Genomic DNA, 25040 nt, shown 5'->3' with positions numbered 1-25040 from the left:
GCGATCGTGTTCAGACCGGGCCCGCCCGTCGCGCGCCTTCCGTACGAGGAGGTCAGCTCGTCGCGACGAGCTGGAACCGCTGGTTGGCCTGGCCGTTGCAGTCGTAGATCTGCACCTGCTGGCCGTTACCGGTGCCCCAGACGTCGAGGCAGCGGCCCGACTGGACTCCGGTGATGGTGCCGTTGGAGTTGACGTTCCACTGCTGGTTCGTCTGCCCGTTGCAGCTGTAGATCTGGACGGCCGAGCCGTTCCCGGAGCCGGCGGCGTCCAGGCACATCGAGCCGTACACGGTCAGTTGCCGGCTGGAGGTGTAGGTCCACCGCTGGTTGGTCTGGCCGTGGCAGTCGTAGAGCTGCACCCGGGTGCCGTTGCTCTGCGAGGAGTTCGGTACGTCGATGCATCGGCCGGACTGGTTGCCGACGATCCGGCTCGCGCCGGTGGTCGGCGGCGGCGTGGTCGGCCCGCCGGTCGGTCCGGCGGTCGGCGACACGGTCGCGGTCGGCGTGGGGTTGGGCGACGCGGAGTTGAGGACGTTGAGGACCGAGTTGTACGCGGCCTTCTTGTTGCCGCCGCCGTCGAACAGCAGCGGGCTCTCGTTCGAGCGCCACGAGTCGCTGTCACGCACGCCCCACACGGTGATGCCGATGCACCGCGGCACGTTGATGCACGCCTGGGTCAGACCCGCGTACTGGCTGGTGGAGGAGTTGGTGACGTCGACCTCGGTGAGCGCCACGTCCACGCCCAGCGCGGCGAAGTTCTGCAGCGTGGTCTGGAAGTTGCCCGGCAGCGAGCTACCACCGGTGAAGTGGGTCTGCAGACCCACGCAGTCGATCGGCACACCCCGGGACTTGAAGTCCCGAATCATGTTGTAGACGCCCTGCGTCTTGCCGTACGACCAGTTCTCGATGTTGTAGTCGTTGTAGCAGAGCTTCACCGACGGGTCGGCCGCCCGCGCGGTCCGGAACGCCACCTCGATCCAGTCGTTACCGGTGCCCTGCAGGTTGCTCTGGCGGCGGCTGCCGTCCTCGTTGAACGCCTCGTTCACCACGTCCCACGCCGCGAGCTTGCCCCGGTAGTGGGCCATCACACCGTTGATGTGATCGATCATCGCCTGACGCAGGTTGCTACCGCTCAGGCTCTGCATCCAACCCGGCTGCTGCGCGTGCCACGCCAGGGTGTGGCCACGGACCTTCAGACCACGCTGGGTCGCCCAGTTGTAGATCTGGTCACCGGAGGAGAAGTTGAACTGGCCCCGGTTGGGCTGGAGCGCTTCCGGCTTCATCTCGTTCTCAGCGGTGATCATGTTGAACTCACGCGCCGCGATGGTGCTGTACGTGGAGTCGCCCAGCCGGTTCGCCGCGATGGCGGTGCCGAAGTAACGGCCCGACTGTGCCGCGGCGGCACCGAGCGTGCTCGCCGCTGCCTGGGCCAGGCTGGGCACCACAAGCGCGGCACCGGCGAGTGCCAGCGCGCTGGTGACGGCGGCCAGCACCATGCGGTGGCTGCGCCTCGGTAGATGTTTCATGACACTCCTCTGCATATCGGACGATGATGCGCTGGCGATGCCCGGCTGGACGCGGGTGGGAGCCGGCGGTGCGCCCACCCCCGCGTCACTGCCCTGAAACTTTTCGAAGATGTACCGGTAACTTCCCTGGGAAGATATCCGCGACGGCACGATCGGTCAATGTCGATGTCAACGCGAACATGGACTCGACCGGCTGATCAGCGCGGGAGTCCATGGACAGCAGTGAGAGCGCAGCGCAACGAGAACCGCGACGAGTACCGAAAGTTTCGGAGAATCCCGGCGCGATCGGTCAGCGCTGGGCGGCCGTGTCGTACCGCTCGCGGTTGGCGTGCACCTCGTCCATGTGCGCCTCGGCCCACACCTTGATGCCGTACGTCAGCCGATGCAGCGACAGGCCCAGGTCGGTCAGCTCGTAGGTGACAGTGACCGGCACGCTCGGCGTCACGGTGCGGGTGACCAGCCCGTCGCGTTCCAGTGAGCGCAACGTCTGGGTGAGCATCTTCTGGCTGACCCCGGCCAGCCGGCGGGACAACTCGGAGTAGCGCATCGCCTGCGGCTCCGCGTTGCGGTCCGGGCCGTCACGGCCGAGCGCGGCCAGGATCAGCGCCACCCACTTGTCGGAGATCCGGTCCAGGAGTTGCCGGCTCGGGCAGCCGGCAAGGAACGCGTCGTACTCCTCCCGCGCCTGCGCCCGCTTCTGCGCCGCCGTCTGCGTCGGCATCGTCCGCGCCTCCCACCCGGGGGTACCCAACGCACTCCGAAGTGCGTACTTCCCGAAGGAAAGTTACCCCTCCATCGTGGAGCAGGGCATCCCTCACGAACAAGGAGACACCATCATGGGTACGCGTACCTTCCGCACCGCCGTCGTCCGCAACCCGGGCGGACCCGACGCGATCGAGATCATCGACGTTCCGGAGCGCGAGCCGGGGCCCGGCGAGGTCCGGGTGACGGTCGCGGCGGCGGCGGTCAACCCCGTCGACCTCGGGGTGGCGGGCGGCTTCTTCCACTCGCTGGGACTTATCGACCAGCCGCACCACACCGGCCTGGGCTGGGACTTCGCCGGCACCGTCGACGCCGTCGGCCCGGGCGTGGACCTGACCGCCGGCACCCCTGTCGCCGGTCTGGTGGTCGGGTTCGACCGCGACCACGGCACGTACGCCGAGCAACTCGTCGTGCCCACGACCGGCCTCGCCGTCGTACCCGATGATCTGGACCTGGTGGCGGCGGCGACAGTGCCGCTCAACGGCCTCGCCGCGGCGCAGGTCGTCGATTCGCTCGGCGAGCCGCCCGCCGATGGCCGGCTGCTGGTCACCGGGGCGGCCGGCGCGGTGGGCGGCTACGTCCTCGCGCTCGCCTCGGCCCGGGGATGGCGGGTGACCGGCCTGGCGCGGGCCGGGGACGAGAAGTTCGTCCGCAGCCTCGGCGCCGGCTTCACCACCGCCGCCGAACCGGGCTGGGACGCGGTCGCCGACACCGCCGCGTGGCAGGAGCGGGCACTCACCCTGGTCCGCGACGGCGGCGTGTTCGTCGGCGTGCGGCCCAACGCGCAGCCGGCCGCCGAGCGCGGCGTCACCGTCCGCGTGATCGAGACCCGCGCCGACGGGGTACGCCTCGCCGACCTGCTCGCCCGCACCGCAGCCGGCGAGCTGCCGGCCCGGGTGCACGCGGTCCTGCCGCTGGACCGGGCGGCGGACGCGCACCGGGCGATGGCCGAGGGCGGGGTACGCGGGCGCTACGTGCTGCGCCCCTGACCGCCGCGCGCCCGGTCCAGCACCTCCTCGACGGTGAGCGGGCTGCGCGGATGGTGGGTGAGCGACAGCGGGGTGCGGATCTTGCGGGGCGCGGCGCCCTCGGCGGCGAGGTAGAACTCGCCGACGGTGAGGCGGGAGATGTCCGGCACGTCGCCGCCCTTCGCGCGGGCCATCTCCCGGGCCGCCTCGATCTGGATCGGGCTGTTCATCAGGCCGTAGAGCTGGGTCGCCGCATTGCCCGGGATGCGGTTGTGCAGGCCCTTCGGCGCCTGGGTGGCGAAGATCAGACCGAGGCCGTACTTGCGGGCCTGGGCGGCCAGCGCCAGCGTGCTCTGGGTGCACGCGGTCATCGCGCCGGACGGGGCGAACGTCTGCGCCTCGTCCATGATGAGCAGCCCGAGCAGCGGCCGGTCCCCGGCCGGGTTCTTCTTGATCCAGGCGAACAACGCCATCTGCAGCTGGTTGACGAAGCTCTGCCGTACGTCGTCGGACGGCAGGCCCACCAGGCTGACCACGGAGACGCGGGCCCGCTTGCCGGGTGCGGGGGTGAGGAGCACGCCGGGATCCATCGGCGTGCCCTCGCCGCCGAACAGCGGGTCGTTCACCATGGCGGCGGTGAGGGTCTGCGCCAGGCTGAGGCCGATCTTGTCGGCGTCGTCCAGGTCGATGATCCCGTCCGGTAGGTCGGCGAGCGTGTCGACGAGGCCCTGCAACCGGGAGCCGCCGCGCCGGCCGTAGTGCTCGACGGCCTTGCGCAGCACGGCCAGCCCGAGATGCGCCCGGGTGGCCCGGCCGGTCACCATGGCGCGTGGCGCGAGCGACGCGACTGCCGCCTCGACGGCCTCGGCGAACTCGTCCGGATCGTCGCGTACGCCGGTGAAGTCGGGCAGCGGCTGGAAGCTCAGCGGGCGGCCCGAGTTGCGGCGCGGCGTCCAGACGACGACGTCGGTGTGCGTGAGGTAGTCCCGGGCCCGGTCCGCGTCACCCGGTCGCCACTGCGCGGGCGGCTCGGGCCATCCCTCGCCGAGGCGGGCGAGGTCGTTGTTCGGGTCGAGCACGATGGCCGATACGCCCGCCAGCGCGCACTCCTCGACAATGCGGCGGATGAGGACGGTCTTACCGGAGCCGGACCCGGCGAAGATCGTGGTGTGCTTGCGCAACGCCTCCAGCGCCAGCGGCACGGGTTCCCCGTCGTCGTACCCGTGCCCGACGACGAACGAGGGATCGGCCGGGCCGGTGGCAGCGGCGGCGGCCGGCGACGGCTCGGCGGGCTCCGGCGGCGGTCCGGCGTCGGTGGTCCAGCGGTCCACGTCGGCCAGGGCGTGCTGGAGGAACTTCAGCTCCCGGGTCGGCCGGCGCTCGGCCAGCCAGCCCTGCAGGTCCATGGTGGCCTCGGCGAGCATGACCCGCAGCGCGGAGAGGACACGCAGATCCTCCTCGTCGACGCCGAGCGTCTGGCCGCCCGCCGCGGCGAACGCCCCGACCGCCTTGCTGGTGGCCGCGCTGGTCGACCAGGCGCGGTTGCGCAGCAGGAACAGCTTCCGTCGCCCTGATCCGGTGTCGAGGGCGGCGGCCACTGACGCCTTGCGGAGCCGGGCGAGCGCGGCGTTGCCGTGGTGGTCGTCGCCGATCGCCCGGAAACACCAGTGCACCTGGTCCTCGGTGCGCTCGTCGAGCGTGAGCCGCAGCCGGGCGTGCAGCGGCGGGTCGTTGCTCGGCGGCGGGTCGACGCTGAACGCCTCGCCCGCGTCGCCCCGCTCCAGGATCCAGGCGGTGAGCCCGGCGGCGAGCAGCGGCGGCATTGCCGCGTCCTCGGACGCGCGGCGCAGCGGGCCGGTGACGTCGGCGGCCTCCCGCAGCTCGGCGAACCGGGCGTCGTAGCGGTCCATCTCCTCGCCGGTGGCGGTCACCGGGGCGGGCCGGGGAGCCCGGGGTTCCGCGATGGGCGGCTCGCCGAGGCTCGTCATCTCCCGGACCTCGTCGTCGGCGAGGCATTCGCGGATGTGCTTGTCGATCTCGATGAGCAGCTGACGCGGGGTGAACGCACCGGCCTCGGCGAAGGCGCGCGGTGACACCGGCCACGACGGGTACGGCGGGACGAACCCCGCCTCCCGGTAGCGGAGGGTGAACCGCTTCTCGATGATCGCCCGGGCCACGTCGGCGTCGTCGATGCGGCGCAGCGGCGGCGTCTCCCGGAACCGGTCCGCGACGGTGTCGGCGGCGGTGGACCTGATGATGGTCCACGAGTTCGGAATGCAGGCCAGGACGGTGAGCGTGCGCCGGGTCGTCTGCCGCAACGCCATCAGGCCGTCCGCCATCCGGGCCAGCATCAGCGCCTGCTCCGGGCTCATGGCGGCGGCACCGGCGAGGGCGGGATCGCTCTGGATCGCCAATTGGGCGATGAGCGTGTCGATCTGGTCGATCGCCACCACCGACGGGCCGGTGAGGGCGAGAAGCCAGGACAGGTCCTGCACGATCTGCTGGGCAGGGCGCGGAACGCGGCGCATGCCCCAGGCCGCGCGTTCCCCGGCGGCCACCTCCTCGCCGGAGAGGAAGTAGTTCTCCGCGATGTCGCGGTGGGAGATGTCCTCGGAGGCGCTGAGCGCCAGCGCGCGTGCCGTCTCCTGGCAGGTGCGGGCCGCGTGCCTGTCGAAGTCCCCGAGCCCGTCGAGGAAGGCGTCGAGCGCCGCCTTGGTCAGTTCGGTGTCGCCCATGACGGCCCGGCGCGCCGTCCGGGGTGCCCCGACCAGGGCGGACAGGCGCCGCAGCAGCAGTTTGAGCTGCGTCTCGCGGCTGCCGGGCACCGGCCGGGACAAGCCGTCGAGCATCGCGGCGAGCACGCCGTCCCAGAAGCCGCCGGCGTCGAGCAGACCGACCAGGAAGAAGTAGCCGTCACGCTCCTGCACCTGCTGGCGGATCACACCCAGCAGGTGGGTCTTGCCGGAGCCGCGCTGACCCTGGACGACCAGGCCGAGCGGGCTGCCGTGCGGGTTCGCCGCGGCCTCGTCCACCCCGGCGAGCACGTCCCGGAGGACCGGGACGTGCAGTCCCTCGACGTGGAAGGGCAACGGCCGCCACACGTCGTCGGGCACCGGCGCCCAGTCGAACCGCAGGGCGGCCAACGCGTTCCGTTCCGCCTCGTTCATCACACGCCGATCGCCAGCAGGTGGTTCTCCTGCCCGCCGAGGCGGAGCGCGGCAGCGGTGTCCGCCTCGGTGAGCGTCTTCTGGTTCGACTCCGGCGCGATGGTGACGCCCTCGGACCGGCTGAGCTGCCGCAGTGCCTCATCCAGGTCGTCGCGGGGCAGATCGGCGAAGAACGGTCGCAGGCGCCGCAGGCTCACCCACGCGCCGGGCTCGTCGGCGAGCGCCCGGTACGCGGCGACGACACGTGCCTCCAGCGACCCGGCCGGCTCGGCGGCGGGCGCGCGCACGTCGGTGAGCGCGAAGAGTTCGGCGAGCGTCGCACAGCCGCTGCGGGCCAGGACACGATCGCGCAGGTGCGCCTGCACCGCGGTGAGCGCGGCGCCGAGCGCGCTCGCTCCCCGCAGCGTGAAGTCCAGGTCGCTCTGCATCCGTACCCAGCCCTTGTCGTCCAGCTGCAGGGCGTACGTCGAGCCGCTCTTGCGGCTGGCGACGTAGTGCAGGCGGGTGAGCTTGTCGCGCTGCGGCTTGCGTACGTCCAGCCCGTAACGGTCGCGGAGTTCGGTGTTCAGCACCTCCCGCGCCTCGGCCATGAGCACGACGAGGATCGCGCTCTCGGATGCGGTCAGGTCATCGCCGGCCATGGTGCAGTCCTTCCGCCAGGTCTCGGCGACGTGCCCGCAGATAGGTGCCGATCTGCGTGACCACGGTGCCGACGTCGTGGATTACTCGGGCGTTGGTGAAGCGCAGGACGGCGTAGCCGTCCAGTTGCAGCTGGACGTCACGTTGCCGGTCGGCCTCGAAGCGGACCGGGCGGCAGTGCTCCGGGCCGTCGATCTCCACCACGCACCGCTCGTCCGGCCACAGTAGATCCAGCCGCACCGGGGCGGCCAGGCGGTGCGACTGGTAGCTCTGGTTCCACCGCCGTCCGGCCGCCCAGCTCTGGGCCGCGAGCGCCGCCTCCAGGCGCTTCTCGGCGTCGCTGCCCGGGTGTGGCCGGCCCGCCACCGGTGCCTGGCCGACGGGCGCGGCCGGCGGTGCGACGCGGAATGCCGGAAGTCCGTCCAGCCCGACGGCACCGGCTCCGGCCAGCCAGACCGCCGGGCCACCGTGCTGCACGAGCCACGCGGCCCCGGCCGCCGTCACCGCGCCGTCACCGTGGACCGGCTCGGCGAGCAGCACCACTTTCCGTCTGCCGAATGCGTCGGCGACGAGACGCGCCAACGCGGCGGCGCGGGCGCGCAGCGGGAGCGTCGTGGCGCCGGGCCGTCGCCCGGCCACCGCGAAGACGGCCAGGTCGGACAGGAACGCACCGGGGTAGCGGTCACGGCGCGAGCGCGCGGCGGCCGCGGCCCGCACGGCGGCGAGTCCGGAGGTGTCCGGGCGGACGTCGTGCGTGGCCTCGGGCAGCCAGGCCGGCAGCAGCTCGACGGCGACCCGTTCGAGCCGGTCCAGCACGGCGTGCACGAAGTCCGCGGGCATGGTGCACGCCGAGACCGGGCGGTGCACGACGGCGGCCAGCTCCGCGTGGCCGTGGGCGATCGTCATGGCGACCGCGTCGGCGTCCGCGCCGGGCAGGGCGACGACGCGGTCGGTCGGCAGATCGGTGAGGGCCGGGTCCATGCAGCGTCGACCCTCCCCCATCGTCGACCCCGGACGTCGGATGACCAGAGTACGAATCGTCTTCGGCCGGCGCCAGCCCTGATACGCCGGACGGCGACGAAGCAGCGACGCTCAGGTGATGTCGCGGCGCATCGGGACGACCACGGCGAGCGCGGCGGCGGCGAGCGCGTACCCGGTCAGCAGCAGCGCACCGGCCGCCGGTGGCAGGAGCGCGACGGCGTCGCTGCCGAGCTGCGCGGACATCGCGTCGGCGACGTACGTGAAGTCGGTGAGTGCGGCGGTGGCGCCGCCGGGCAGGAGCGGGTAGAGCGCGTTGACGCCGGGGATCATCATCAGCACGGGCTCGGCCAGGTACAGGTAGCCGACCACGACGCACACGGCAGCGACCTGGTTGCGGAGCAGCGCACCCACGCCGGTGCCGACGAGCAGGTACACCGCCATCGCGACGCCGATGCGGGCGAGCAGCGCCAGCACTGTGGGGGCGGGCAGGCCCAGCGACACGCCACGCGCGGCGGCGACGGTGAACAGGGCCACCGCGGCGGAGCCGGCCAGGGCGATCCCGTAGCCGAGGCCGACGATCGCGTGGGTGGCGAGTTTGGCGGCGAGCACCCGCCCTCGGCGCGGCGCGAACATGAACGTGACGGCGGCGGTGCCGTGCCGGTACTCGGACGTCGCCGCGAGGGCCCCGGCGGCGGCCGGTACGAAGGCGGTGAAACCGAGGAGGCCGAGGATGGACCGCAGGCCCTCCTCGGTGTGCAGGCCGGGCATCGGCGGGTCGAAGTTCTCCGGTCCGACGAGTGCCATGAGCCCGACCAGGCCGCCGCCGAGCGCGACGGCGGCGAGCAGCAGCCCGGTCCACATGCGGGTGGCCAGGACCCGGCGTAGTTCCGCTCTGATCAGGTTCATCGGGCCTCCGCCGGATCGGTGGTCAGGTCGAGGAAGAGCTGTTCGAGGCTCGTGGTCTCGGTGACCAGCTCGTGGATCCGCAGCCGGTGGTCCGCGGCCAGGTCGGCGACGCGCGGCGCGTCCAGTCCGCGTACCCGCAGCCGGCCGGGCCCGGCCGGTTCGACGGACCCGGCACCCGCCGTCAGGGCGGCGGCCAGGTCGGTGGCGTCCGGCGAGGTGACGAGCACCGTCGGCGGGCCGGTGAGCGCCGACCACGGCCCGGCGGCGACGAGTTCGCCGCGCCGGAGCACCACCACGTCGTCCACCACCTGCTGGACCTCGTGCAGGACGTGGCTGGAGACCAGCACGGTGCGGCCCTCGTCGGCGAGCCGGCGCAGCAGGCCGCGCAGCCACGACATGCCTTCCGGGTCCAGGCCGTTCGACGGTTCGTCGAGCAGCAGGACGCGGGGGTCGCCGAGCAGCGCCGTGGCGAGGCTGAGCCGTTGGCGCATGCCGGTGGAGAATTCCCGGGTACGACGGTCGGCGGCCTGTGCGAGGCCGAGCAGGTCCAGCAGTTCCGCGACGCGACGGTCCGGGCAGCCGGCCATCGCGGCGTAGACGCCCAGGTGGTCACGGGCGGTGTGGCCGGGGTGGAACGCGTTGCCGTCGAACACCGCGCCGACGGTCCGCGACGGCTGGGCCAGCCGGCCGTACGGCTGCCCGCCGATCGTGGCGGTGCCGCTGGTCGGCGTCACCAGTCCGGTCAGCATGCGCATCGTGGTGGTCTTGCCGGCGCCGTTCGGGCCGAGGAAGCCGGTGACCGCGCCGGGTCGTACGGTGAAGGTCAGGTCGCGGACGGCGGTGACGTCGCCGTAGCGTTTGGTCAGGCCCGACGCCTCGATCGCCAGCCGGTCACCGGTCATGGCCGGCTCCCCGTCGCACGCCCGATCGTCTCGGCCAGGTGCGATGCGGCCGGGTCGGAGACGACGACCTCGTCGAACTCCCCGCCGGCCGCCGCGCGGTCCAGCACCAGGTGCAGACCGGGCTGACCGCGCCGGGCCGCCACGAGCTGCCGGGGACCGCCGAAGATGCCCCAGACGCCGACCTTGGCGAAGCCGGACACCGTGTACCCGCGCCGGGCGCCACGGGCCAGCCGGATCGGCTCGTCCACCGGGGCGGCGTACCGCACGGCGGACAGGCGCAGCGTGAACCGCTCCCGCCCGACCCACATGCGTTCCCATCCGGTGAACCGGATGTCGATCACGTCGCGGTCAAGCGTTACCGAGGCCATCAGTCGTCGCCCTTCGTCGTGTCGGAGTGGTGCGCTGACGTGTGCGTGTGCGTGTCGCCGGGGGTCATCGGGCCTTCGGCGGGCATCAGGACGGTCGCCAGCAGCCGGGGGATCCGTCCGTCGCCGGGGCCTCGGGCGAGCAACGGGCCGACCAGCGCGTTGAGCCCGGCCGCGAACTCGTGCAGCTCGGCGTCGGTCAGGTGCAGGACGAGCTGCTGGTATCCGACGCCGTCGGCGACGAAGTCGACGGACTCCCGGGCGAGGTAGCGGGAGAACTCGGACAGCAGGCTCGACACGAACGCGGTGAAGTAGCGCGCGTGGTCCTCCGGCGTCGCCGTCGCCAGGGCGGCGGGGTCCAGCGCCGCGCCGTGCGCGGGCAGCGCGTACACCCGCTCGACGGCGCCGCGGACCTTGCGCTCCTGCACCACGTCGAGCATCCCGGTCTTCACGAGCGTCGCCAGGTGCCGGTAGAGGGTGGCCTGCGGGACGTCGGGCAGCAGCTCGACCAGGTCGTGCGTGGTCACCCGGGCACCGGCGGCCGCGCGCAGGATGCGGATCCGCACCGGGTGCAGCGCGATCTCCGCCCACCGCTCCATCGACATCGTCACGCCGCAGACGTTATCACTATCGAGAACGATAATGATAGGCGGCGAATGAGGACGGTGCCGGTGGGCAGCCGTCAGGCGGGCGGGCGGGTGTGGTGGGCCAGCACCCGCGCGAGCAACCGGGTCAGGTCCGCGCGCTCGTCCGGCGACAGCGGCGCGAGCAGCTCGTCCTGCACAGCGGCGAGTCGCTTCTCCAGCCGCCGCAACTGCCGCCGCCCGGCCGTGGTGATGGTGACGACGTTGCGCCGCCGGTCGGCGGGATCCGGGCTGCGGGTGACGAACTCCCGCTCGGCGAGTTCGTTGAGTGCGGCCACCACGTCGCTGACGTGGATGCCGCTGCGCCGGCCGAGCGCCGCCTGGCTGGCCGGCCCGAACTCGTCGAGCGTGGCGAGCAGCCGGAAGTGGTAGCCCCGGGCGTCGACCGCCGCGAGCCCGTCGCTCACCAGCCGCCCGGCGCGTACGGCGGTCTGGGTGATCAGCCAGCTCGGCAGGCCGGCCAGGCGGGTCGGTACGAGGTCCGGCTCCGGGTTATCCACGTGCCCAGCCTAACCGGAAACGTTGGCGTCCCCAACGATCTGCGCTATCGTTCGTCGCACCAACGTTAGTGCCACCAACGATCGGAGCACGACAGTGATCGAGCCGTTCCGTATCCACGTCCCGCAGGCCGACCTCGACGACCTGGCCGACCGCCTGGCCCGCACCCGCTGGCCCGACGAGCTACCGGACGCCGGGTGGGACTACGGCATCCCGCTGACCCGGGTACGCGAGCTGGCCGAGCACTGGCGCACCGCGTACGACTGGCGGGCGGCCGAGGCCGAGCTGAACCGGTACCCGCAGTTCACCACCACCATCGACGGGCAGACCATCCACTTCCTGCACGTACGCTCCGCCGACCCGGACGCGCTGCCGCTGATCCTCACGCACGGCTGGCCCGGCTCGGTCGTGGAGTTCCTCGACGTGCTCGGCCCGCTGTCCGAACAGTTCCACCTGGTCGTACCGTCGATCCCCGGGTTCGGCTTCTCCGGGCCGACCCGGGAACGCGGCTGGGACGTCGACCGCGTCGCCCGCGCCTGGGCCGAGCTGATGCGCCGGCTCGGCTACCGGCGCTACGGTGCGCAGGGCGGCGACTGGGGCTCGGTCATCTCCACCCGGCTCGGCGGCATCGCCCCGGAGCACGTCGTCGGCGTACACCTCAACTACCTGCCCACGCCCCCACCACCCGGCTGGACCGGGGAGGCCGCACTGTCCGGCGAGGACCGGGACCGGCTGGCCCGGATCATGCGGCTCAAGACGCAGCGGCACCCCCACCAGGTGCTCTACGCCAGCCGGCCGCAGACCGTGTCGTACGCGCTCAACGATTCACCCGTCGGGCAGCTCGCGTGGATCGCGGAGAAGTTCACCGAGTGGACCGACCCGGCATCGGCCGTCAGCGTGGATCGCATCCTCACCGACGTCTCGGTCTACTGGTTCACCCGCACTGCCGCCTCGTCCGCCCGGCTGGTGCGGGAGAGCGCGTTCGGTGGCCCGCCCGCGCCCTGCCCGCCCCCTCTCGGCGTCGCCGTGTTCGCGCACGACATCACCCGGTCCGTCCGGCCGATCGCCGAACTGACGTACACGATCCGGCACTGGAGTGAGTTCGACAGGGGTGGTCACTTCGCCGCGCTGGAGGTGCCGGAGCTGTTCGTCGACGACGTCCGATCGTTCTTCTGGAACCTGCGATGACGGCCGTTCTCAGCCCATCGCCGCCGCGAACATGCCCGGCTCGTACGAGCCGCCGCGCTGGTGCACGAGCACCGCGAACCGGTTCGCCGCGTTGATCAGCCCGAGCAGGCAGACCAGCGCGGCGACCTGGTCGTCGTCGTAGTGCTTGCGCACCTGCTCCCACGTCTCGTCGGACACGCCCTGGTGGGCGTCGGCGAGCCGGGTGCCCTCCTCGGCGAACGCCAGCGCCGCGCACTCGGCCTCGGTGAACACCGTCGACTCACGCCAGGCGGCGACAAGGTTCAGCCGGACCGCGCTCTCGCCCCCGGCCACCGCCTCCTTGGTGTGCATGTCGATGCACCAGCCGCAGCCGTTGATCTGGCTGGCCCGCAGCGACACCAACTCCTGGACGGTGCGGGGCAGCGACGACTGGTGGATCACCAGGCCCGCGCCGGCGAAGCGCTTCATGAACGTCGCCGAGACCGGGTTCTCGAACAGGTTGAATCGGGTCTGCATGGTGGCGCCCTCTCTGCTGGGGTGGAGGTGGGACGAACACGAGATGCCGGGGACGCGTCCGGCGTGACGGCGGCGCCGGGTGAGGCCCACCACAGCGATCCGATGTCACAGGGCGGCGGCGGCCGGCGTCTGGTGGGGAACGGACCCGAGCGGCGAAGGAGTCAGTCATGGCGGACCCGGCCACCGAGGACTTCCTCGCGCACCGGAACCTGCTCTTCACCGTCGCGTACGAGATGCTCGGCTCGGCCGCCGACGCGGAGGACGTGGTGCAGGAGACCTGGCTGCGCTGGGCCGGCGTCGACCTGGAGGCGGTCCGGGACCGGCGTGCCTACCTGGTCCGGATCGCCACCCGCCAGGCGCTGTCCCGGCTGCGCACGCTGGGCCGCCGCAAGGAGTCGTACGTCGGCTCGTGGCTGCCCGAACCGCTGCTCACCGCGCCCGACGTCGCGGACGACGTGACGCTTGCGGAGAGCGTGTCGATGGCGATGCTGCTGGTGCTGGAGACGCTCACACCGACCGAGCGGGCCGTGTTCGTGCTGCGGGAGGTGTTCGACGTCGGCTACGACGAGATCGCCGAGACGGTCGAGCGCACTCCGGTCGCCGTGCGGCAGATCGCGCACCGGGCGCGGGCCCACGTCGCGTCACGCCGCCCCCGGCGTACCGTCCCGGCGGCCGAGGCCCGCGACGCCCTGGACGCGTTCCGGCGGGCGGTCGAGACCGGCGACCTGGACGGGCTGCTCCGCGTCCTGTCGGCGGACGCGGTGCTCGTCGGCGACGGCGGCGGGATCAAGCAGGCGATCGCCCGGCCGGTCACCGGCGGCGACAAGGTGGCCCGGCTGCTCGCGGGCGGCTGGCGCCGGGTCGCCGCCGTGGCGTCGATCGAGCCGGCGCAGGTCAACGGCTACCCGGCGCTGCTGGTACGCCTCGACGGCGAGCTGGACACCGTCGTCGCGGTACGCCTCGACGAGGGCCGGATCAGCGGCCTCTACGCGGTGCGCAACCCGGAGAAGCTGTCCCGCATGACCCGCGAGACCACGCTGCGCCGGTGACCGGCGGGAGGGCACGGCAGGCGATCGTGCGACGATCGCCGGATGAGCAGCGCCGCCTCCCCCGACGTCAGCGCCCTCGCCATCAACGTCACAGTGCCGGAGGAGTTGCGCTGGACCGACACCCGGCGCGGCGAGGAGTTCACGTTGACCACGCTCAACGTCAGGCTGCTGCCGGACGGGCGTCTCGCCGCGAAGGCGTACGGCCGGCCCACAGCGGGTGGACGCGGCGCGTACGTGTCGTTCCGGGTGCCGGACCGGCCGGAGCTGGCCGCGCTCGTGGCGGCGGCGGCTGACCGCGCCGCCGCGCTCTGGGCCGCGCACGGCGGCCTGGACTGACCGCGCTCAGCGGCGGACGCCCACCCCGCCGTAGCCGTGCGACACCGCGGCCTGCGGTTCCCCGTCGGGCCGCCAGTCCGCCACCTTGACCAGGCCCGGCTCGACCAGCTCGTAGCCGTCCAGAAAGCGGGCCACCTCGTCGCGCGTGCGCGGCACGAGCGGGGAACTGCTGCGGCGGTAGATCGCGGTACCCTGCTCGGTGGGCAGCGTCGGCAGGCCGTCCAGGGTGAGGTGGGACAGCGCGAGCACGCTGCCCGGCACTGTGGCGTCGCGCAGCGTCGCCACCGCCGCGTACGGGTCGTCGGCGTCCGGCACGAAGTGCAGCACCGCGAGCAGCAGCACCGCCACCGGCTCGCTCAGGTCGATGGTGTCCCGCAGCGTCGGGTCGGCCAGCAGTTCGCCGGGACGCCGCAGGTCACCCCGGAGCACGACGGTGCGGCCGTCGGTGGGCAGCAACCGCCGGGCGTACGCGACGGCGACCTCGTCGTGGTCGACGTAGACCACCCGGGCGTCGGGGCGGACCGCACGGACCACCTCGTGCACGTTGCCCTGGGTGGGCAGGCCGGCGCCGATGTCGAGGAACTGGCGTACGCCCTGCTCGGCCGCCCAGCGCACGACCCGGCGCAGGAACGCGCGATTGCTCTGCGCGGCGACGCCGGTATCAGGGAAGATCTTCAGGATCTCCTCGGCGGCGGCCCGGTCGGCGGCGAAGTTGTGGCAGCCGCCGAGGTAGTAGTCGTACATCCGGGCGACATTGGGTCGGTTCTCAGCCTCCGTCACGCCTCGATGTCTAGCACTCTGTGCGACACACCGCTGACCCGTCGTGTCGACGATCCAGCCGATCCCGGTCTCCACCTGGTACGACGGTGGGACACGCCGGCGCGAGGAGGTTCCGATGACAGGTGGACGGGAGACGGTGGAGGTCGGCCCGGCGGTGTTCCGCGCCGTCTACGACTCGCCCGCGTCACTGCCCGGGCGGCACCGGTGGACCACCCCGGAGGCGGACGTGCGGCGGCTGGAGAAGCTGCTGAACATTCCGGCGCGCAGCATCGGCGCGCCGCTGTGGGTCAGCGGCGACGAGCCGGACTGCCCGAAGTGCGGGCGGCGGGTCACCTGGTACGACATCGTCGCGTCCGCGCTGCACGGCGTGCACGACCACACGATGATCGCGCGGGTGATCCTCGGCGAGCGCAAGTACGTCAACACCGAGGTGCCCGACGCGATCCCCGGTGTCCACTGTGCCGACTGCCGCACCCCGATCACCGGGTTGCGCAGCTTCAAGTGCCACAACTGGGCGTACGCGTTCGAGGCGCTGGAGGAGGTGGTCGCCCGGATGTCCGGCCTGCCGGCTCAGTCGTCGCCGCCGGCCGCCTCCTGAGCGCGCCGCTCCGGACGGCGGCCGGGCGGGGCCTGCGGCTCGGGGCCGGGGTCGGGCACCGGCGGCATCGGCCGGGTGACCGGCCCGTCGCCGGTGACGCGGAGCTGTTCGCCGTGGTGCCACAGCTCCACCGCGTCGCCCGGCCCGGCGTCCGGCAGCTCGTAGCGGGCCTCTCGCGGCGTGAGCGTGACCCGCAGCCGGTGCCCGTGCCGGCGCAGGTGGAACGCCAGCCGGGTGATCGGCCGGGGTAGCCGAGGCTCGAACGCGAGCACGCCCCGGTCGTCGCGCAGCCCGCCGAAGCCCTGCGCCACCACCAGCCAGGCGCCGGCCAGGGACGCCAGGTGCAGCCCGTCGGCGGTCTTGTCACCCAGGTCGGCGAGATCCTGGAACGCCGTCTCGGCGAACAGGTCGTACGCCAGGTCGAGATGCCCGACCTCGGCGGCGAGGATCGCCTGCGCGGACGCCGACAGCGACGAGTCCCGGACGGTCCGGGCCTCGTAGTAGGCGACGTTGCGCGTCTTCTCCTCGGCGGTGAACTCCCCCGGGCAGCGCAGCATGGCCAGCACCAGGTCGGCCTGCTTGACCACCTGCTTGCGGTACAGCTCCTGGTAGGGGAAGTGCAGCAGCAGCGGGTAGTCGTCCTCGCCGGTGCCGGCGAAGTCCCACTCCGGCTGCGCGGTGAATCCGGCCGACTGCTCGTGCACGCCGCGCTTGCCGTCGTACGGGACGAACATGGCGTCGGCGGCGGCCCGCCAGCCGGCCACCTCGGCGGCGTCGACGCCGAGCCGCGCGGCCACCTCCGGGCAGCCCTCGGCGGCGTCGGCGGCACCGCGCAGGTTGCGCCGGGCCATCAGGTTGGTGAAGACGTTGTCGTCGACCAGCGCGGAGTACTCGTCCGGGCCGGTGACGCCGGTCAGGTGGAACGCACCGCCGTCGTCGAAGTGGCCGTAGCCGTGCCACAGCCGGGCGGTCTCGATCAGCACCTCGGCACCGCACTCGGCGAGGAACGCGGTGTCGCCGGTGGCCGCCACGTACCGCAGCACCGCGTCGGCGATGTCGGCGTTGACGTGCAGGCCCGCGCTGCCGGCCGGCCAGTAGCCGGAGCACTCCCGGCCGCTGAGCGTCCGCCACGGGTAGGTGGCGCCGGTCAGCCGCAGCTCGGCCGCCCGCTCGCGGGCCTCGGGCAGGTGGGCGTGCCGCCAGCGCAGCGCCGAGCGGGCCAGTTCCGGCGCCAGGTACGTCAGCACCGGCAGCACGTAGCCCTCGGTGTCCCAGAGCACGTGCCCGTCGTAGCCGTTTCCGGTCAGCCCCTTCGCCGGGATGGTCCGGTCGCCGTCGGCGCGGCCGGACTGGAGCAGGTGGAACACCGAGAACCGGACCGCGAGTTGCAGCTCCGGGTCGCCGTCCAGCTCGACGTCGGCGGTGGCCCACGCCGCGTCGAGCGCGGCGCGCTGCTCGGCGAGCAGGACGTCGAACCCGTCGTCCCGGGCCGTGCCCGCCTCCGCGACGACCACGTCGGCCAGCTCACCGGCCGGGGTGCCGTCGACGTCCGCGCACTCGTACGCGGCGAACCGGGTGACCCGGATCCGCTCGCCGGGGCGTACCGGACCGGACAGCGCCAGCCGGAACCGGTCGGCGGTCAGTTCGGTGTCGGTGGCGATCTCGTCGGGCGCCTCGACCCGGTGCGCGACGGCGACGGCGACCCGCTGGCCGCTGCGCCCGGTCCGGTGCACGAGCACCCCGTCGAGGCCGTCGTCGCGGCGGATCTCGCCGGTGAGCGGGTCGTGGATCACCGAGGCGGCCCGGGGGTCGTCGGCGCGTTCCGGCACCCGCTGGTTGGCGAGCAGGTCGGCGCCGACCCGCAGCCGGACCGGCTCGTCCAGCGGTTCGACAGACCAGTCGACGGCGGCGACCGGACGGCGGGTCAGCGAGACCAGGCGGGTGCTGCGGATCCGCACACCCCGGCCACCCGGCGAGACCCACTCGGTCTCCCGCCGGACCACCCCGGCGCGCAGGTCCAGCTCCTGGTGGTGCCGCCGGACCGTGCCGGTGCCCAGGTCCAGCGGCTCGTCGTCTACCCACAGCCGGATCAGGGCGGCGTTCGGCGCGCTGATCACGGTGTCGCTGCGTTCCGGGAACCCGTATCCGCTCTCCGGGTAGGTCAGCTCGTGCTGCTCGTGGAACCCGTTGAGGTAGCTGCCGGGCATGCCGCAGGGCTCGCCCTCGTCGAGCGTCCCGCGCCAGCCCACCCAGCCGTTGGCGAGCGCGAAGACGGACTCGGTCTCGCCCAGCCGGTCCAGGTCCGCGCTCGTGCGCCGGATCCGCCAACCGTCGTCGCCGTGCGGCACGTGCCCTCCCGAGTCCGAAGCCTGGACCGCCACCGAACCAGACCCGGCTGGGAGGTGGCTGGGACTCCGATACCCGTGGCGAACCCGCCCGCACCTGCGGGTGGCCGATCACACCGTGACGAGCACCAGGGTGGCGGCGGTGCCGAGCACCAGGAACGGCCCGAACGGCAGGTGCCCGGACCAGCGGACCCGCCGCGCGGCGAGCAGCGCCACCCCGGCCGACCCGGCGAGGAGGAGCGCGAGCACCAGCCCGGCCACCAGCACCGGCCAGCCGTACCAGCCGAGCAACGCGCCCGCGCCGAGCGCCAGCTTGGCGTCGCCGAGACCGAAGCCGCGCCGCCCGAACAGCAGCGTGGTCGCGGCGAAGCCGCCGCCGAGCGCCAGGGCGGCCAGGACGGCGCGTACCAGCGGGTCGACGCCCGGGCCGGTCAGCGCGGCCACCCCGAGCAGCGCCCACACGCCGGCGGCGGCCGGCCAGGTGAGCCGGTCGGGCAGGCGGTGCGCCATCGCGTCGACGATCGTCATCGGCACCGCCCAGACCAGCCACCACGCCAGCGCCAGCCGCGCGGCGGGCGCGCCGCCGGCGAACACCGGCACGGCCACCGCGAGCAGCAACGCCACCTCCACCGCCGCCGGCGCCGCGCCGACCCGGGCCCGGCAGGCCGGGCACCGGGCCGCCGGGCCGAGCGCCGGCAGCGGCCGGTCCAGCCCGATCGGGGCGCCGCAGCCGTCGCACGCCGTCCGGTCCGGACACCCCGGCGGTACGGCGTAGCGCGCCACCGCCAGCCGGAGCAGGGGTACGACAGTCAGGGCGGCGGCCAGCCGGGCGCTCGGACGGCGGGCATCGGCCACCGGTCCGGTACGCCGCACCCGTTCAGCCGTCATGCCGGATCCCCCGTCCGGTCGCCGTGCGTTCCGTCGTGGAGCACGCAGAGTGATGTATCGATCGCGCGGATGTGACGGGGGAAGCCCGCGGCGGCGTGCGGCGCGACGCGCGACCGGCCGGGACGAGCCACGGCGTGAGCCCTGCCGGACCGGCGGGACGGATCGGACGAGCGGCACGCTCCCCACCCATACCGGCGGCCCGTCGCCACCGCCGCGGGGCGTACGGGTGAGCACACACCAGCCGGCCCGGAACCCCGCCGAAGCCCGCTCGTCACCGTGGTGACACACACCGGCCACCACCTCCCGTCTTCACTCACCGTGTTCACGTGAATTGCCTCTGTTGCATCGGCGGACGTGAGCCTATGCTCGCCCCTTGGGTACGACGCAACCCCCGATCAATTGGCGTCGGAGGAGTCAGGGCACAGAATCCGCAGCGATCAGTACAGGTCAATACAAGTGATGGCGACGGGGGCCCGGAGTGACAGTTCCGGGCGCGCTTCCGCATGCCCGGAGCGGGTCGGCGTGATCGCCCCGGGCCGGCACCGAGGAGGGATCGGCGTTGCGCACACGGCAATCCCGCCGATGGGAAATCTTCCTGCTCAGCGTCGTGCTGGTGGTCGGCTCGACCGGCTGCGGCACCGAGCCGGACGCGGCCACCCGTCCGCTGACCGGCCGCGCCGCCGCACCCGCCGCCCATTCCAGCGCCGAGGAGAACGCGGCCGGAAAAGCGGCCCTGGCCGCCTATTCCGGCTATCTCGACGCGTCCCGGGCAGCCAGTGCGCGCAGCGATCCGTCCCATCCCGCTCTGACCCGTTTTCTGGCTGATCCGCTGCTGACCCGGGTCCGAATGGCGATTCTCGACGCGAAGGAGCACGGCGCGATGCGTACCGGGAAACTGCTCTCCGACCCCGAGGTCGTGTCGGTCGACCTGACCGCGCGCCCGCCCACCGTCGAGATCCAGGACTGCCTGGACGCGAGCGGCTACCGGCTCGTCTACGCCAAGGACCGCAGGGCCGTACCCGGCACGCGCGGCGGGCGCTACCTGGCCACCGCCACGGCGGTCCGGTACCCGGACGGCCGGTGGCGCGTCAACGGCGGCGCCGCGCACCAGGACCAGCCGTGCTGACCTGGGGAGGAAGGGGTGTCCCGGCCCGGCCGGCCCGGGCCGGGACGCTCCGCCGGCTGCTGCTCGCCGCCGGCCTGGCCGCCCTGCTGACGCTCACCGGCGCACCAGCCCGCGCCGCCGACCCGGGCGGCTCGTGCCCGCCGGAACAGACCGACTGCGACGTCTGGGACGACGACCCCGGCACCCCCGGCGGACCGGGCGGACCGGGTGGGCCGGGTGGCGGCGGGGACAACGGCGGCGGGGGCGGCAGCACCCCGAAGTGCCAGTGGAACGGCCGGGCCATCCCCTGCTACCACCCGGTTCTCGGCTGGTTCAACAACGCCGACGGCTGCTACTACAAGCTCGAGGAGCCGCAGGGAGAAGCGCCTCCCGGCAAGCAGTGGTACCAGCTCACCTGCAACGGCGGCGACCTCGGCAGCCTGCGCCGGGCGCTTCTCGACGCGCCGCCGCCCGGCTACGGCGCACCGCCGGACCCGGAGGAGCTGGCCCGCCGCGCGCTGGCCTCGATCTCGCTGCTCCCGCCCCGGGCCGCCGTGGCGCCCCGGCGCAGCCAGGGCCCCGGCCTGGTCGGGCTGCCCGTCTGGATGTGGGCCAGCCCCGGCGCGGCGTACTTCGGGCCGCTGTCCGCGTCCGCCTCCGACCGGGGACTGACCGTGGAGATCACCGCGAAGGTGGACCGGATCGTCTGGCACATGTCCGACGACATCGACGTCACCTGCGACGGGCCGGGCACGCCGTACCGGGCCGACGGGCCGAGGGCCGGCTCCACCTCACCGGACTGCGGCCTCGACCAGGGCTACCCGGAGGCCGGCACCTACGAGGTGAGCGCCACGACGTTCTGGACCGTCGAGTGGTCCGGCGGCGGCGAGAGCGGCGTGATCGCCCAGAGCCGGTCCAGCGGCGTCGTCACGGTACAGATCAACGAGCTTCAGGTGGTGACCCGATGAGTGTCGTGGCAGCCCGCAACGGAACCCCGGTGGAGGCGCCGGTCGCGCCGCCGAAGGTGGTCCGGCAACGACGCGTCCGCCCCGGCCTGCTCGGCCTGGCGGTCCTGCTGATCGCCCTCGGCGGTCTGGGCGCCGCGTTCGCGGTCACCTCGGTCCGCTCCACCGGCACGTACCTGGCGGTGGCCCGGCAGGTCGACGTGGGACAGCAACTGAGCGCCGACGACCTGGTGCCGGTACGCGTCTCCGGCGGCCGGGAACTCCGGCCGGTCCCCGCCGACCGGATGGACGAGGTGCTGGGGTTGCGGGCGGCCGTCCGCCTCACCCCGGGCACGCTGCTCACCGAGGCGCAGCTCACCGAGGCCCCGCTGCTGGGCGCCGGTCAGCAGCAGATCGCGCTGGGGCTCGAACCCGAGCAGGTGCCGGCCCGCAAGCTGCACCCCGGCGACAAGGTGCTGCTGGTCAGCACGCCGTCGAACGCCACCGGCGGCGGTTCGGAGGCGTCCCGTGGCGGTGGCACCCGGTTCGAGGGCACCGTGATCGACACCGCCACGCCGCAGAACGGTGACGTGGTGGTCTACCTGGCGCTTGCCGTACGGGACGTGCCCGCTGTCGTGGCGCTCGCCGCCGACGACCGGATCGCGCTCGTGCTCACCGAGGCGGCCTGATGGCGATCATCGCCCTGGTCTCGGCGAAGGGTTCGCCGGGCGTCACCACCGCCGCGCTCGCCGCCGCGCTGAGCTGGCACCGGCGGCTCGTGCTGGCCGAGTGCGACCCGGCGGGCGGCTCGATCCTCGCCGGATACCTCGGCGGGGCGCTGGACGGCCCGCGCGGCATCGGTGAGCTGGCGGTGGGCGAGCTGCGCGACGGCAGCCTGGAGCACGCGTTCTGGTCCCAGCTGGTCGACCTGGACGCGCCCCGCCGCGAGCGGCTGCTGCTGCCGGGCGTGGTGGAACCGGCCCAGGCCGGCAGCGTGATCCCGCTCTGGCAGCGCTTCGCCGACTACTTCACCGGACTGGAGCGGGGTGACCCGCCGTACGACGTGCTGGTCGACTGTGGCCGGCTGGCGGTGGGCGGTCCACCGTGGCCGCTGCTGCGGGCCGCCGCGGTGGTGCTGCTCGTCACCCGCGCGCACCTGCCCGACCTCTCCGCCACCCGGGCCACCGCCCGCGCGATCGAGCGGGACCTCACCGAGCACCGCGTACCGCCCGGCACGCTGCGCCTCCTGGTGGTCGGGGACGGACACGGGACCAGCGAGATCAGCAAGGCGCTGCGGCTGCCGGTGATCGCCCGCCTGCCGCACGACCCGCGTACCGCCGAGGTGCTCGCCCACGGCGGCACCGTACGGGCGAACCGGCCGCTGATGCGCGCGGCCGGCGCCCTGGAGGTGCCGGTACGGGCGCTGCTGGACCGGCGGCGCGCCCGGCTGGCCTGGCCCGGGGCGGCCACACCGCGCGCGGTGACCGCGCCGAGCGTGCCGGGGGTGTCCGGTGCGGTTTGAGCCGGTCTCCCACGACCCGCGCGTCCAGCAGCCGGGCGTCGTCTCCACTGTCCCGCCGCTGACCCCGCCGAACGGGCGGCACCACGTACCCGGTCCGATGCCCGCCGCGCCGGCGGCGCCGCCACGCCCCCGGGTCGACTTCGCGGTGGTCCGCGAACTGCGCCGGGAACTGAGCGAGCGGCTCACCCACTGGCAGCGCGGACGCGAGTTCGACGCCGACGCCGAGGAGGTCGAGCGCGCCCGGCTGGCGGTGGCCGTGGTGTCCGCGTACGCCGACTCGGTACGCCGGTCCGGCACCCCGATGGCCGCCGACGAGGAACGGCTGCTGCTCGACCAGGTCACAGCCGAACTCGTCGGGCTGGGCCGGCTCCAGACGCTGCTCGTCGACGACAGCATCGAGGAGGTGCACATCCTCGGGTGCGACCAGGTGCGCATCACCCGGCACGGCGGCGGCGTCGACTGGGCCGAGCCGATCGCCGAGACCGACGACGAACTGGTGGAGATCCTCCAGGCGGCGGCCCGCCGGGCCGGTGCCACCGAGCGGTCACTGTCCACCTCGAAGCCCACGCTCGACCTGCAACTGCCCGACGGCAGCCGGCTCGCCGCCGTGTTCCTGGTCAGCCACCGCCCGTACGCGGTGATCCGCAAGCACAACACGCTCGAAGTGAGCCTGGAGGACATCGCCGGAAGCCGGCCCGACCTGGACGAGATGATCGACCCGCTGCTGCGCGACTTCCTCCGCGCGTCCATGCGGGCCGGGCTGAACATCATGGTCGCCGGGCTCGCCGGGGCCGGGAAGACCACAGTCATCCGCGCGCTGATGGACGAGATCCCGGCCGACGAGCCGTACGTGCTGCTGGAGGAGAGCCGGGAGCTGCTGCCGGCCCGGCGCGGGCACAAGCACCGGGCGGTGATGAGCTTCGAGTCCCGGGAGGGGCACGGCGAGCGCGGCGCGGACGGGCGGCCGGCGGGTGAGGTCAGCATCGCCGACCTGATCCCGGTGTCGCTGCGCATGGGCGTGCTGCGGATCATCGTCGGCGAGGTGCGGTCCCGGGAGATCGTGCCGATGCTCCAGGCGATGACCACCAGCCGCGGGTCGATGTGCACCATCCACGCGCGTACCCCCTCGGGGGTGAGCGAACGCATCATCGAGCTGGCGCTGTCCCACGGCCGGGAGATGACTGTCGACCAGGCCCGCCGGATGGCCGGTAACGCGCTCGACCTGATCGTCTACGTGACGGTCGAGGACGAGACAGCGATCGGCGGCCGAAAGCACCGGTTCGTCTCGCACGTCGAGGAGGTCATCGGCGTCGGCGAGGGCAACCGGATCACCACGACGACCGTCTTCGGCCCCGGGCCGGACGGCCGTGCGGTCCCCCGCCACCTGCCCGAACGCATCCGCGACCAACTGCTGCGCGTCGGCTACGACGCCCGCCTGCTCACCCGGTTCGTCGAGGCGGGCATGGGCGCGTGGCGGCGGCCCCGGCACACCCGCCTCGGGGCACGGCCGAACGGAGGCCCGGCGTGACGCAGATCGAACTGATCGCCCTGGTCTCCGGCGCCGCGTGCGTGGCCGGGCTGGTGCTGACAGTCGTCGCGCTCGTCGGCACCCGCCCGCCGGGTCCGGCACCAGGTACCGGGCCGGGCCTGAGCCGGCTCTGGACCGGCTCCGGTGCGAGCCGCGCCGACCAGCGCCGCTACCAGCTCCTGCTCGGTGCCGCTGTGGTCGCCGGGGCGGCGGCGTTCCTGCTCACCGGGCTGCCGGTGGTCGGCCTGCTGGTGGCGCTCGCGGTGCCGGGCGTGCCGTGGCTGTTCGCGGTGGGCCGGGCCGAGCAGCGGGCCATCGCCCGGGTCGAAGCCGTAGGCGAGTGGACCCGCCGGCTCAAGGACATCTCGGCCACCGGTCAGGGACTCCAGCAGGCGATCATCGGCACCATCGCCACCGCGCCGGAGGAGATCCAGGAGGAGGTACGCACACTCGCGGCCCGCCTCCAGGCCGGCTGGCTGGCCCGCTCCGCCCTGCTCGCCTTCGCCGACGAGATCGCCGACCCGGTCGCCGACCAGGTGGTGGCCGCGCTGATCCTGCACCTCACGGACCGGGGAGAGCGCCTCGGTGACGTGCTCGGGTCGATCGCCACCGCCGCGTCGGCCGAGGTGGCGACCCGCCGCGAGGTCGAGGCGAAGCGCACCCAGCCCCGGTTCGCGGTCCGCTTCCTCACCGGCATGACGCTGGCGACGCTCGCGTACGGGCTGGTGAACAGCGACTACATCCGTCCGTACGGGACGGTCACCGGTCAGCTCGTGATGGCGGTGCTCGGCGCGGCGTTCGTCGGCCTGCTGGTCTGGGTGCGTTCGATGAGCCAGCCGCCCCGGCCCGCGCGCTTCCTCCCGGCGCCCGACCTGGACGAGGCGATCGCGTGAGTGCACTCAACT

The 25040-nt window shown here is 73.5% G+C and carries 25 protein-coding genes; 11 read left to right on the top strand and 14 right to left on the bottom strand.

Annotation, left to right across the window (positions count from 1 at the left end; genetic code table 11):
- Positions 1 to 52: 52 nt before the first annotated feature.
- Positions 53 to 1525, bottom strand: coding sequence for an endo-1,4-beta-xylanase (locus ACPCK6_RS05925; RefSeq protein WP_423480530.1), 1473 nt, complete (start codon positions 1523 to 1525; stop codon positions 53 to 55).
- Between the two features lie 289 nt (positions 1526 to 1814).
- Entirely contained in the window at positions 1815 to 2246 is a 432-nt protein-coding gene (locus ACPCK6_RS05920) for a winged helix-turn-helix transcriptional regulator (protein ID WP_396883843.1), read from the bottom strand.
- 115 nt (positions 2247 to 2361) lie between these two features.
- Here ACPCK6_RS05920 and ACPCK6_RS05915 point away from each other — a divergent pair, with 115 nt between their 5' ends.
- Complete coding sequence (locus ACPCK6_RS05915; RefSeq protein ID WP_423480529.1) at positions 2362 to 3276, top strand: NADP-dependent oxidoreductase; 915 nt, start codon at positions 2362 to 2364, stop codon at positions 3274 to 3276.
- On the opposite strand, the gene ACPCK6_RS05910 is transcribed toward ACPCK6_RS05915, so the two are convergent.
- From ACPCK6_RS05910 to ACPCK6_RS05875, 8 genes are all read right to left on the bottom strand, one after another.
- Positions 3258 to 6422, bottom strand: a complete 3165-nt coding sequence (locus ACPCK6_RS05910) for an ATP-binding protein (protein ID WP_423480528.1) — start codon at positions 6420 to 6422, stop codon at positions 3258 to 3260. The two genes, ACPCK6_RS05915 and ACPCK6_RS05910, sit on opposite strands and share 19 nt — an antisense overlap.
- A complete protein-coding gene (locus ACPCK6_RS05905; protein WP_396883840.1) occupies positions 6422 to 7063 on the bottom strand; it encodes a hypothetical protein in 642 nt (213 codons plus the stop codon). Before ACPCK6_RS05905 ends, ACPCK6_RS05910 begins: the two co-directional genes overlap by 1 nt.
- The gene (locus ACPCK6_RS05900) at positions 7050 to 8042 is read right to left on the bottom strand and encodes an endonuclease domain-containing protein (RefSeq protein ID WP_423480527.1); all 993 of its coding nucleotides are present in this window, start codon (positions 8040 to 8042) and stop codon (positions 7050 to 7052) included. Before ACPCK6_RS05900 ends, ACPCK6_RS05905 begins: the two co-directional genes overlap by 14 nt.
- A gap of 111 nt (positions 8043 to 8153) precedes the next feature.
- Positions 8154 to 8948 (bottom strand): GumC domain-containing protein, encoded by a 795-nt coding sequence (locus ACPCK6_RS05895; RefSeq protein WP_423480526.1) that lies wholly within the window; start codon positions 8946 to 8948, stop codon positions 8154 to 8156.
- On the bottom strand, positions 8945 to 9850 hold the full coding sequence (locus tag ACPCK6_RS05890; RefSeq protein WP_423480525.1) for an ABC transporter ATP-binding protein: 906 nt from the start codon (positions 9848 to 9850) through the stop codon (positions 8945 to 8947). The genes ACPCK6_RS05895 and ACPCK6_RS05890 overlap by 4 nt, the downstream gene beginning before the upstream one ends.
- Positions 9847 to 10218 carry a hypothetical protein gene (locus ACPCK6_RS05885; protein WP_194802150.1) on the bottom strand — a complete coding sequence of 124 codons (372 nt, stop codon included), beginning with the start codon at positions 10216 to 10218 and terminating at the stop codon, positions 9847 to 9849. The genes ACPCK6_RS05890 and ACPCK6_RS05885 overlap by 4 nt, the downstream gene beginning before the upstream one ends.
- Positions 10218 to 10820 (bottom strand): helix-turn-helix domain-containing protein, encoded by a 603-nt coding sequence (locus tag ACPCK6_RS05880; protein ID WP_423480563.1) that lies wholly within the window; start codon positions 10818 to 10820, stop codon positions 10218 to 10220. The genes ACPCK6_RS05885 and ACPCK6_RS05880 overlap by 1 nt, the downstream gene beginning before the upstream one ends.
- A 77-nt stretch (positions 10821 to 10897) precedes the next feature.
- Entirely contained in the window at positions 10898 to 11359 is a 462-nt protein-coding gene (locus tag ACPCK6_RS05875) for a MarR family winged helix-turn-helix transcriptional regulator (RefSeq protein ID WP_396883836.1), read from the bottom strand.
- Positions 11360 to 11453: 94 nt separating this feature from the next.
- Here ACPCK6_RS05875 and ACPCK6_RS05870 point away from each other — a divergent pair, with 94 nt between their 5' ends.
- Positions 11454 to 12545 (top strand): epoxide hydrolase family protein, encoded by a 1092-nt coding sequence (locus ACPCK6_RS05870; RefSeq protein WP_423480524.1) that lies wholly within the window; start codon positions 11454 to 11456, stop codon positions 12543 to 12545.
- Positions 12546 to 12554: 9 nt separating this feature from the next.
- Here ACPCK6_RS05870 and ACPCK6_RS05865 read toward each other — a convergent pair whose 3' ends face one another.
- Positions 12555 to 13040: a carboxymuconolactone decarboxylase family protein gene (locus ACPCK6_RS05865; RefSeq protein WP_423480523.1), complete on the bottom strand. Its 486-nt coding sequence runs from the start codon at positions 13038 to 13040 to the stop codon at positions 12555 to 12557.
- Between the two features lie 167 nt (positions 13041 to 13207).
- Here ACPCK6_RS05865 and ACPCK6_RS05860 point away from each other — a divergent pair, with 167 nt between their 5' ends.
- Positions 13208 to 14089 (top strand): RNA polymerase sigma-70 factor, encoded by an 882-nt coding sequence (locus tag ACPCK6_RS05860; RefSeq protein WP_396883833.1) that lies wholly within the window; start codon positions 13208 to 13210, stop codon positions 14087 to 14089.
- Positions 14090 to 14131: 42 nt separating this feature from the next.
- Positions 14132 to 14425, top strand: coding sequence for a hypothetical protein (locus ACPCK6_RS05855; RefSeq protein WP_043327499.1), 294 nt, complete (start codon positions 14132 to 14134; stop codon positions 14423 to 14425).
- Between the two features lie 6 nt (positions 14426 to 14431).
- Here ACPCK6_RS05855 and ACPCK6_RS05850 read toward each other — a convergent pair whose 3' ends face one another.
- Positions 14432 to 15205 carry an SAM-dependent methyltransferase gene (locus tag ACPCK6_RS05850; protein ID WP_423480522.1) on the bottom strand — a complete coding sequence of 258 codons (774 nt, stop codon included), beginning with the start codon at positions 15203 to 15205 and terminating at the stop codon, positions 14432 to 14434.
- A 115-nt stretch (positions 15206 to 15320) separates the two neighbouring features.
- Between ACPCK6_RS05850 and ACPCK6_RS05845 the strand changes: the two genes are divergently transcribed.
- Complete coding sequence (locus ACPCK6_RS05845) at positions 15321 to 15803, top strand: DUF8243 domain-containing protein (protein ID WP_423480521.1); 483 nt, start codon at positions 15321 to 15323, stop codon at positions 15801 to 15803.
- Here the strand turns inward: ACPCK6_RS05845 and ACPCK6_RS05840 are convergent.
- Both ACPCK6_RS05840 and ACPCK6_RS05835 read right to left on the bottom strand, forming a co-directional pair.
- Positions 15776 to 18151 carry a glycoside hydrolase family 65 protein gene (locus tag ACPCK6_RS05840; protein WP_423480520.1) on the bottom strand — a complete coding sequence of 792 codons (2376 nt, stop codon included), beginning with the start codon at positions 18149 to 18151 and terminating at the stop codon, positions 15776 to 15778. The two genes, ACPCK6_RS05845 and ACPCK6_RS05840, sit on opposite strands and share 28 nt — an antisense overlap.
- A gap of 108 nt (positions 18152 to 18259) precedes the next feature.
- Positions 18260 to 19036 carry a prepilin peptidase gene (locus ACPCK6_RS05835; RefSeq protein ID WP_423480519.1) on the bottom strand — a complete coding sequence of 259 codons (777 nt, stop codon included), beginning with the start codon at positions 19034 to 19036 and terminating at the stop codon, positions 18260 to 18262.
- A gap of 559 nt (positions 19037 to 19595) precedes the next feature.
- On the opposite strand from ACPCK6_RS05835, the gene ACPCK6_RS05830 reads away from it, so the two are divergent.
- Genes ACPCK6_RS05830 through ACPCK6_RS05805 form a run of 6 tightly spaced genes read left to right on the top strand, consistent with a single transcriptional unit; the run spans position 19596 to position 25028 of the window.
- Complete coding sequence (locus ACPCK6_RS05830; RefSeq protein WP_396883828.1) at positions 19596 to 20162, top strand: hypothetical protein; 567 nt, start codon at positions 19596 to 19598, stop codon at positions 20160 to 20162.
- Positions 20156 to 21109 carry a hypothetical protein gene (locus ACPCK6_RS05825; RefSeq protein ID WP_396883827.1) on the top strand — a complete coding sequence of 318 codons (954 nt, stop codon included), beginning with the start codon at positions 20156 to 20158 and terminating at the stop codon, positions 21107 to 21109. Before ACPCK6_RS05830 ends, ACPCK6_RS05825 begins: the two co-directional genes overlap by 7 nt.
- Positions 21106 to 21774, top strand: a complete 669-nt coding sequence (locus ACPCK6_RS05820; protein ID WP_396883826.1) for an SAF domain-containing protein — start codon at positions 21106 to 21108, stop codon at positions 21772 to 21774. Before ACPCK6_RS05825 ends, ACPCK6_RS05820 begins: the two co-directional genes overlap by 4 nt.
- The gene (locus ACPCK6_RS05815; RefSeq protein ID WP_423480518.1) at positions 21774 to 22607 is read left to right on the top strand and encodes a CpaE/TadZ family protein; all 834 of its coding nucleotides are present in this window, start codon (positions 21774 to 21776) and stop codon (positions 22605 to 22607) included. The genes ACPCK6_RS05820 and ACPCK6_RS05815 overlap by 1 nt, the downstream gene beginning before the upstream one ends.
- The gene (locus tag ACPCK6_RS05810; RefSeq protein WP_423480517.1) at positions 22597 to 24135 is read left to right on the top strand and encodes a TadA family conjugal transfer-associated ATPase; all 1539 of its coding nucleotides are present in this window, start codon (positions 22597 to 22599) and stop codon (positions 24133 to 24135) included. Before ACPCK6_RS05815 ends, ACPCK6_RS05810 begins: the two co-directional genes overlap by 11 nt.
- Complete coding sequence (locus ACPCK6_RS05805) at positions 24078 to 25028, top strand: type II secretion system F family protein (protein ID WP_423480516.1); 951 nt, start codon at positions 24078 to 24080, stop codon at positions 25026 to 25028. Before ACPCK6_RS05810 ends, ACPCK6_RS05805 begins: the two co-directional genes overlap by 58 nt.
- Positions 25029 to 25040 lie beyond the last annotated feature (12 nt).

This window comes from Micromonospora sp. AB353, assembly GCF_049538395.1.
Classification (GTDB): domain Bacteria; phylum Actinomycetota; class Actinomycetes; order Mycobacteriales; family Micromonosporaceae; genus Micromonospora; species Micromonospora aurantiaca.
The sequence above is the reverse complement of the archived record's forward strand: the minus strand, read 5'-3'. Positions and strand labels throughout refer to the sequence as shown.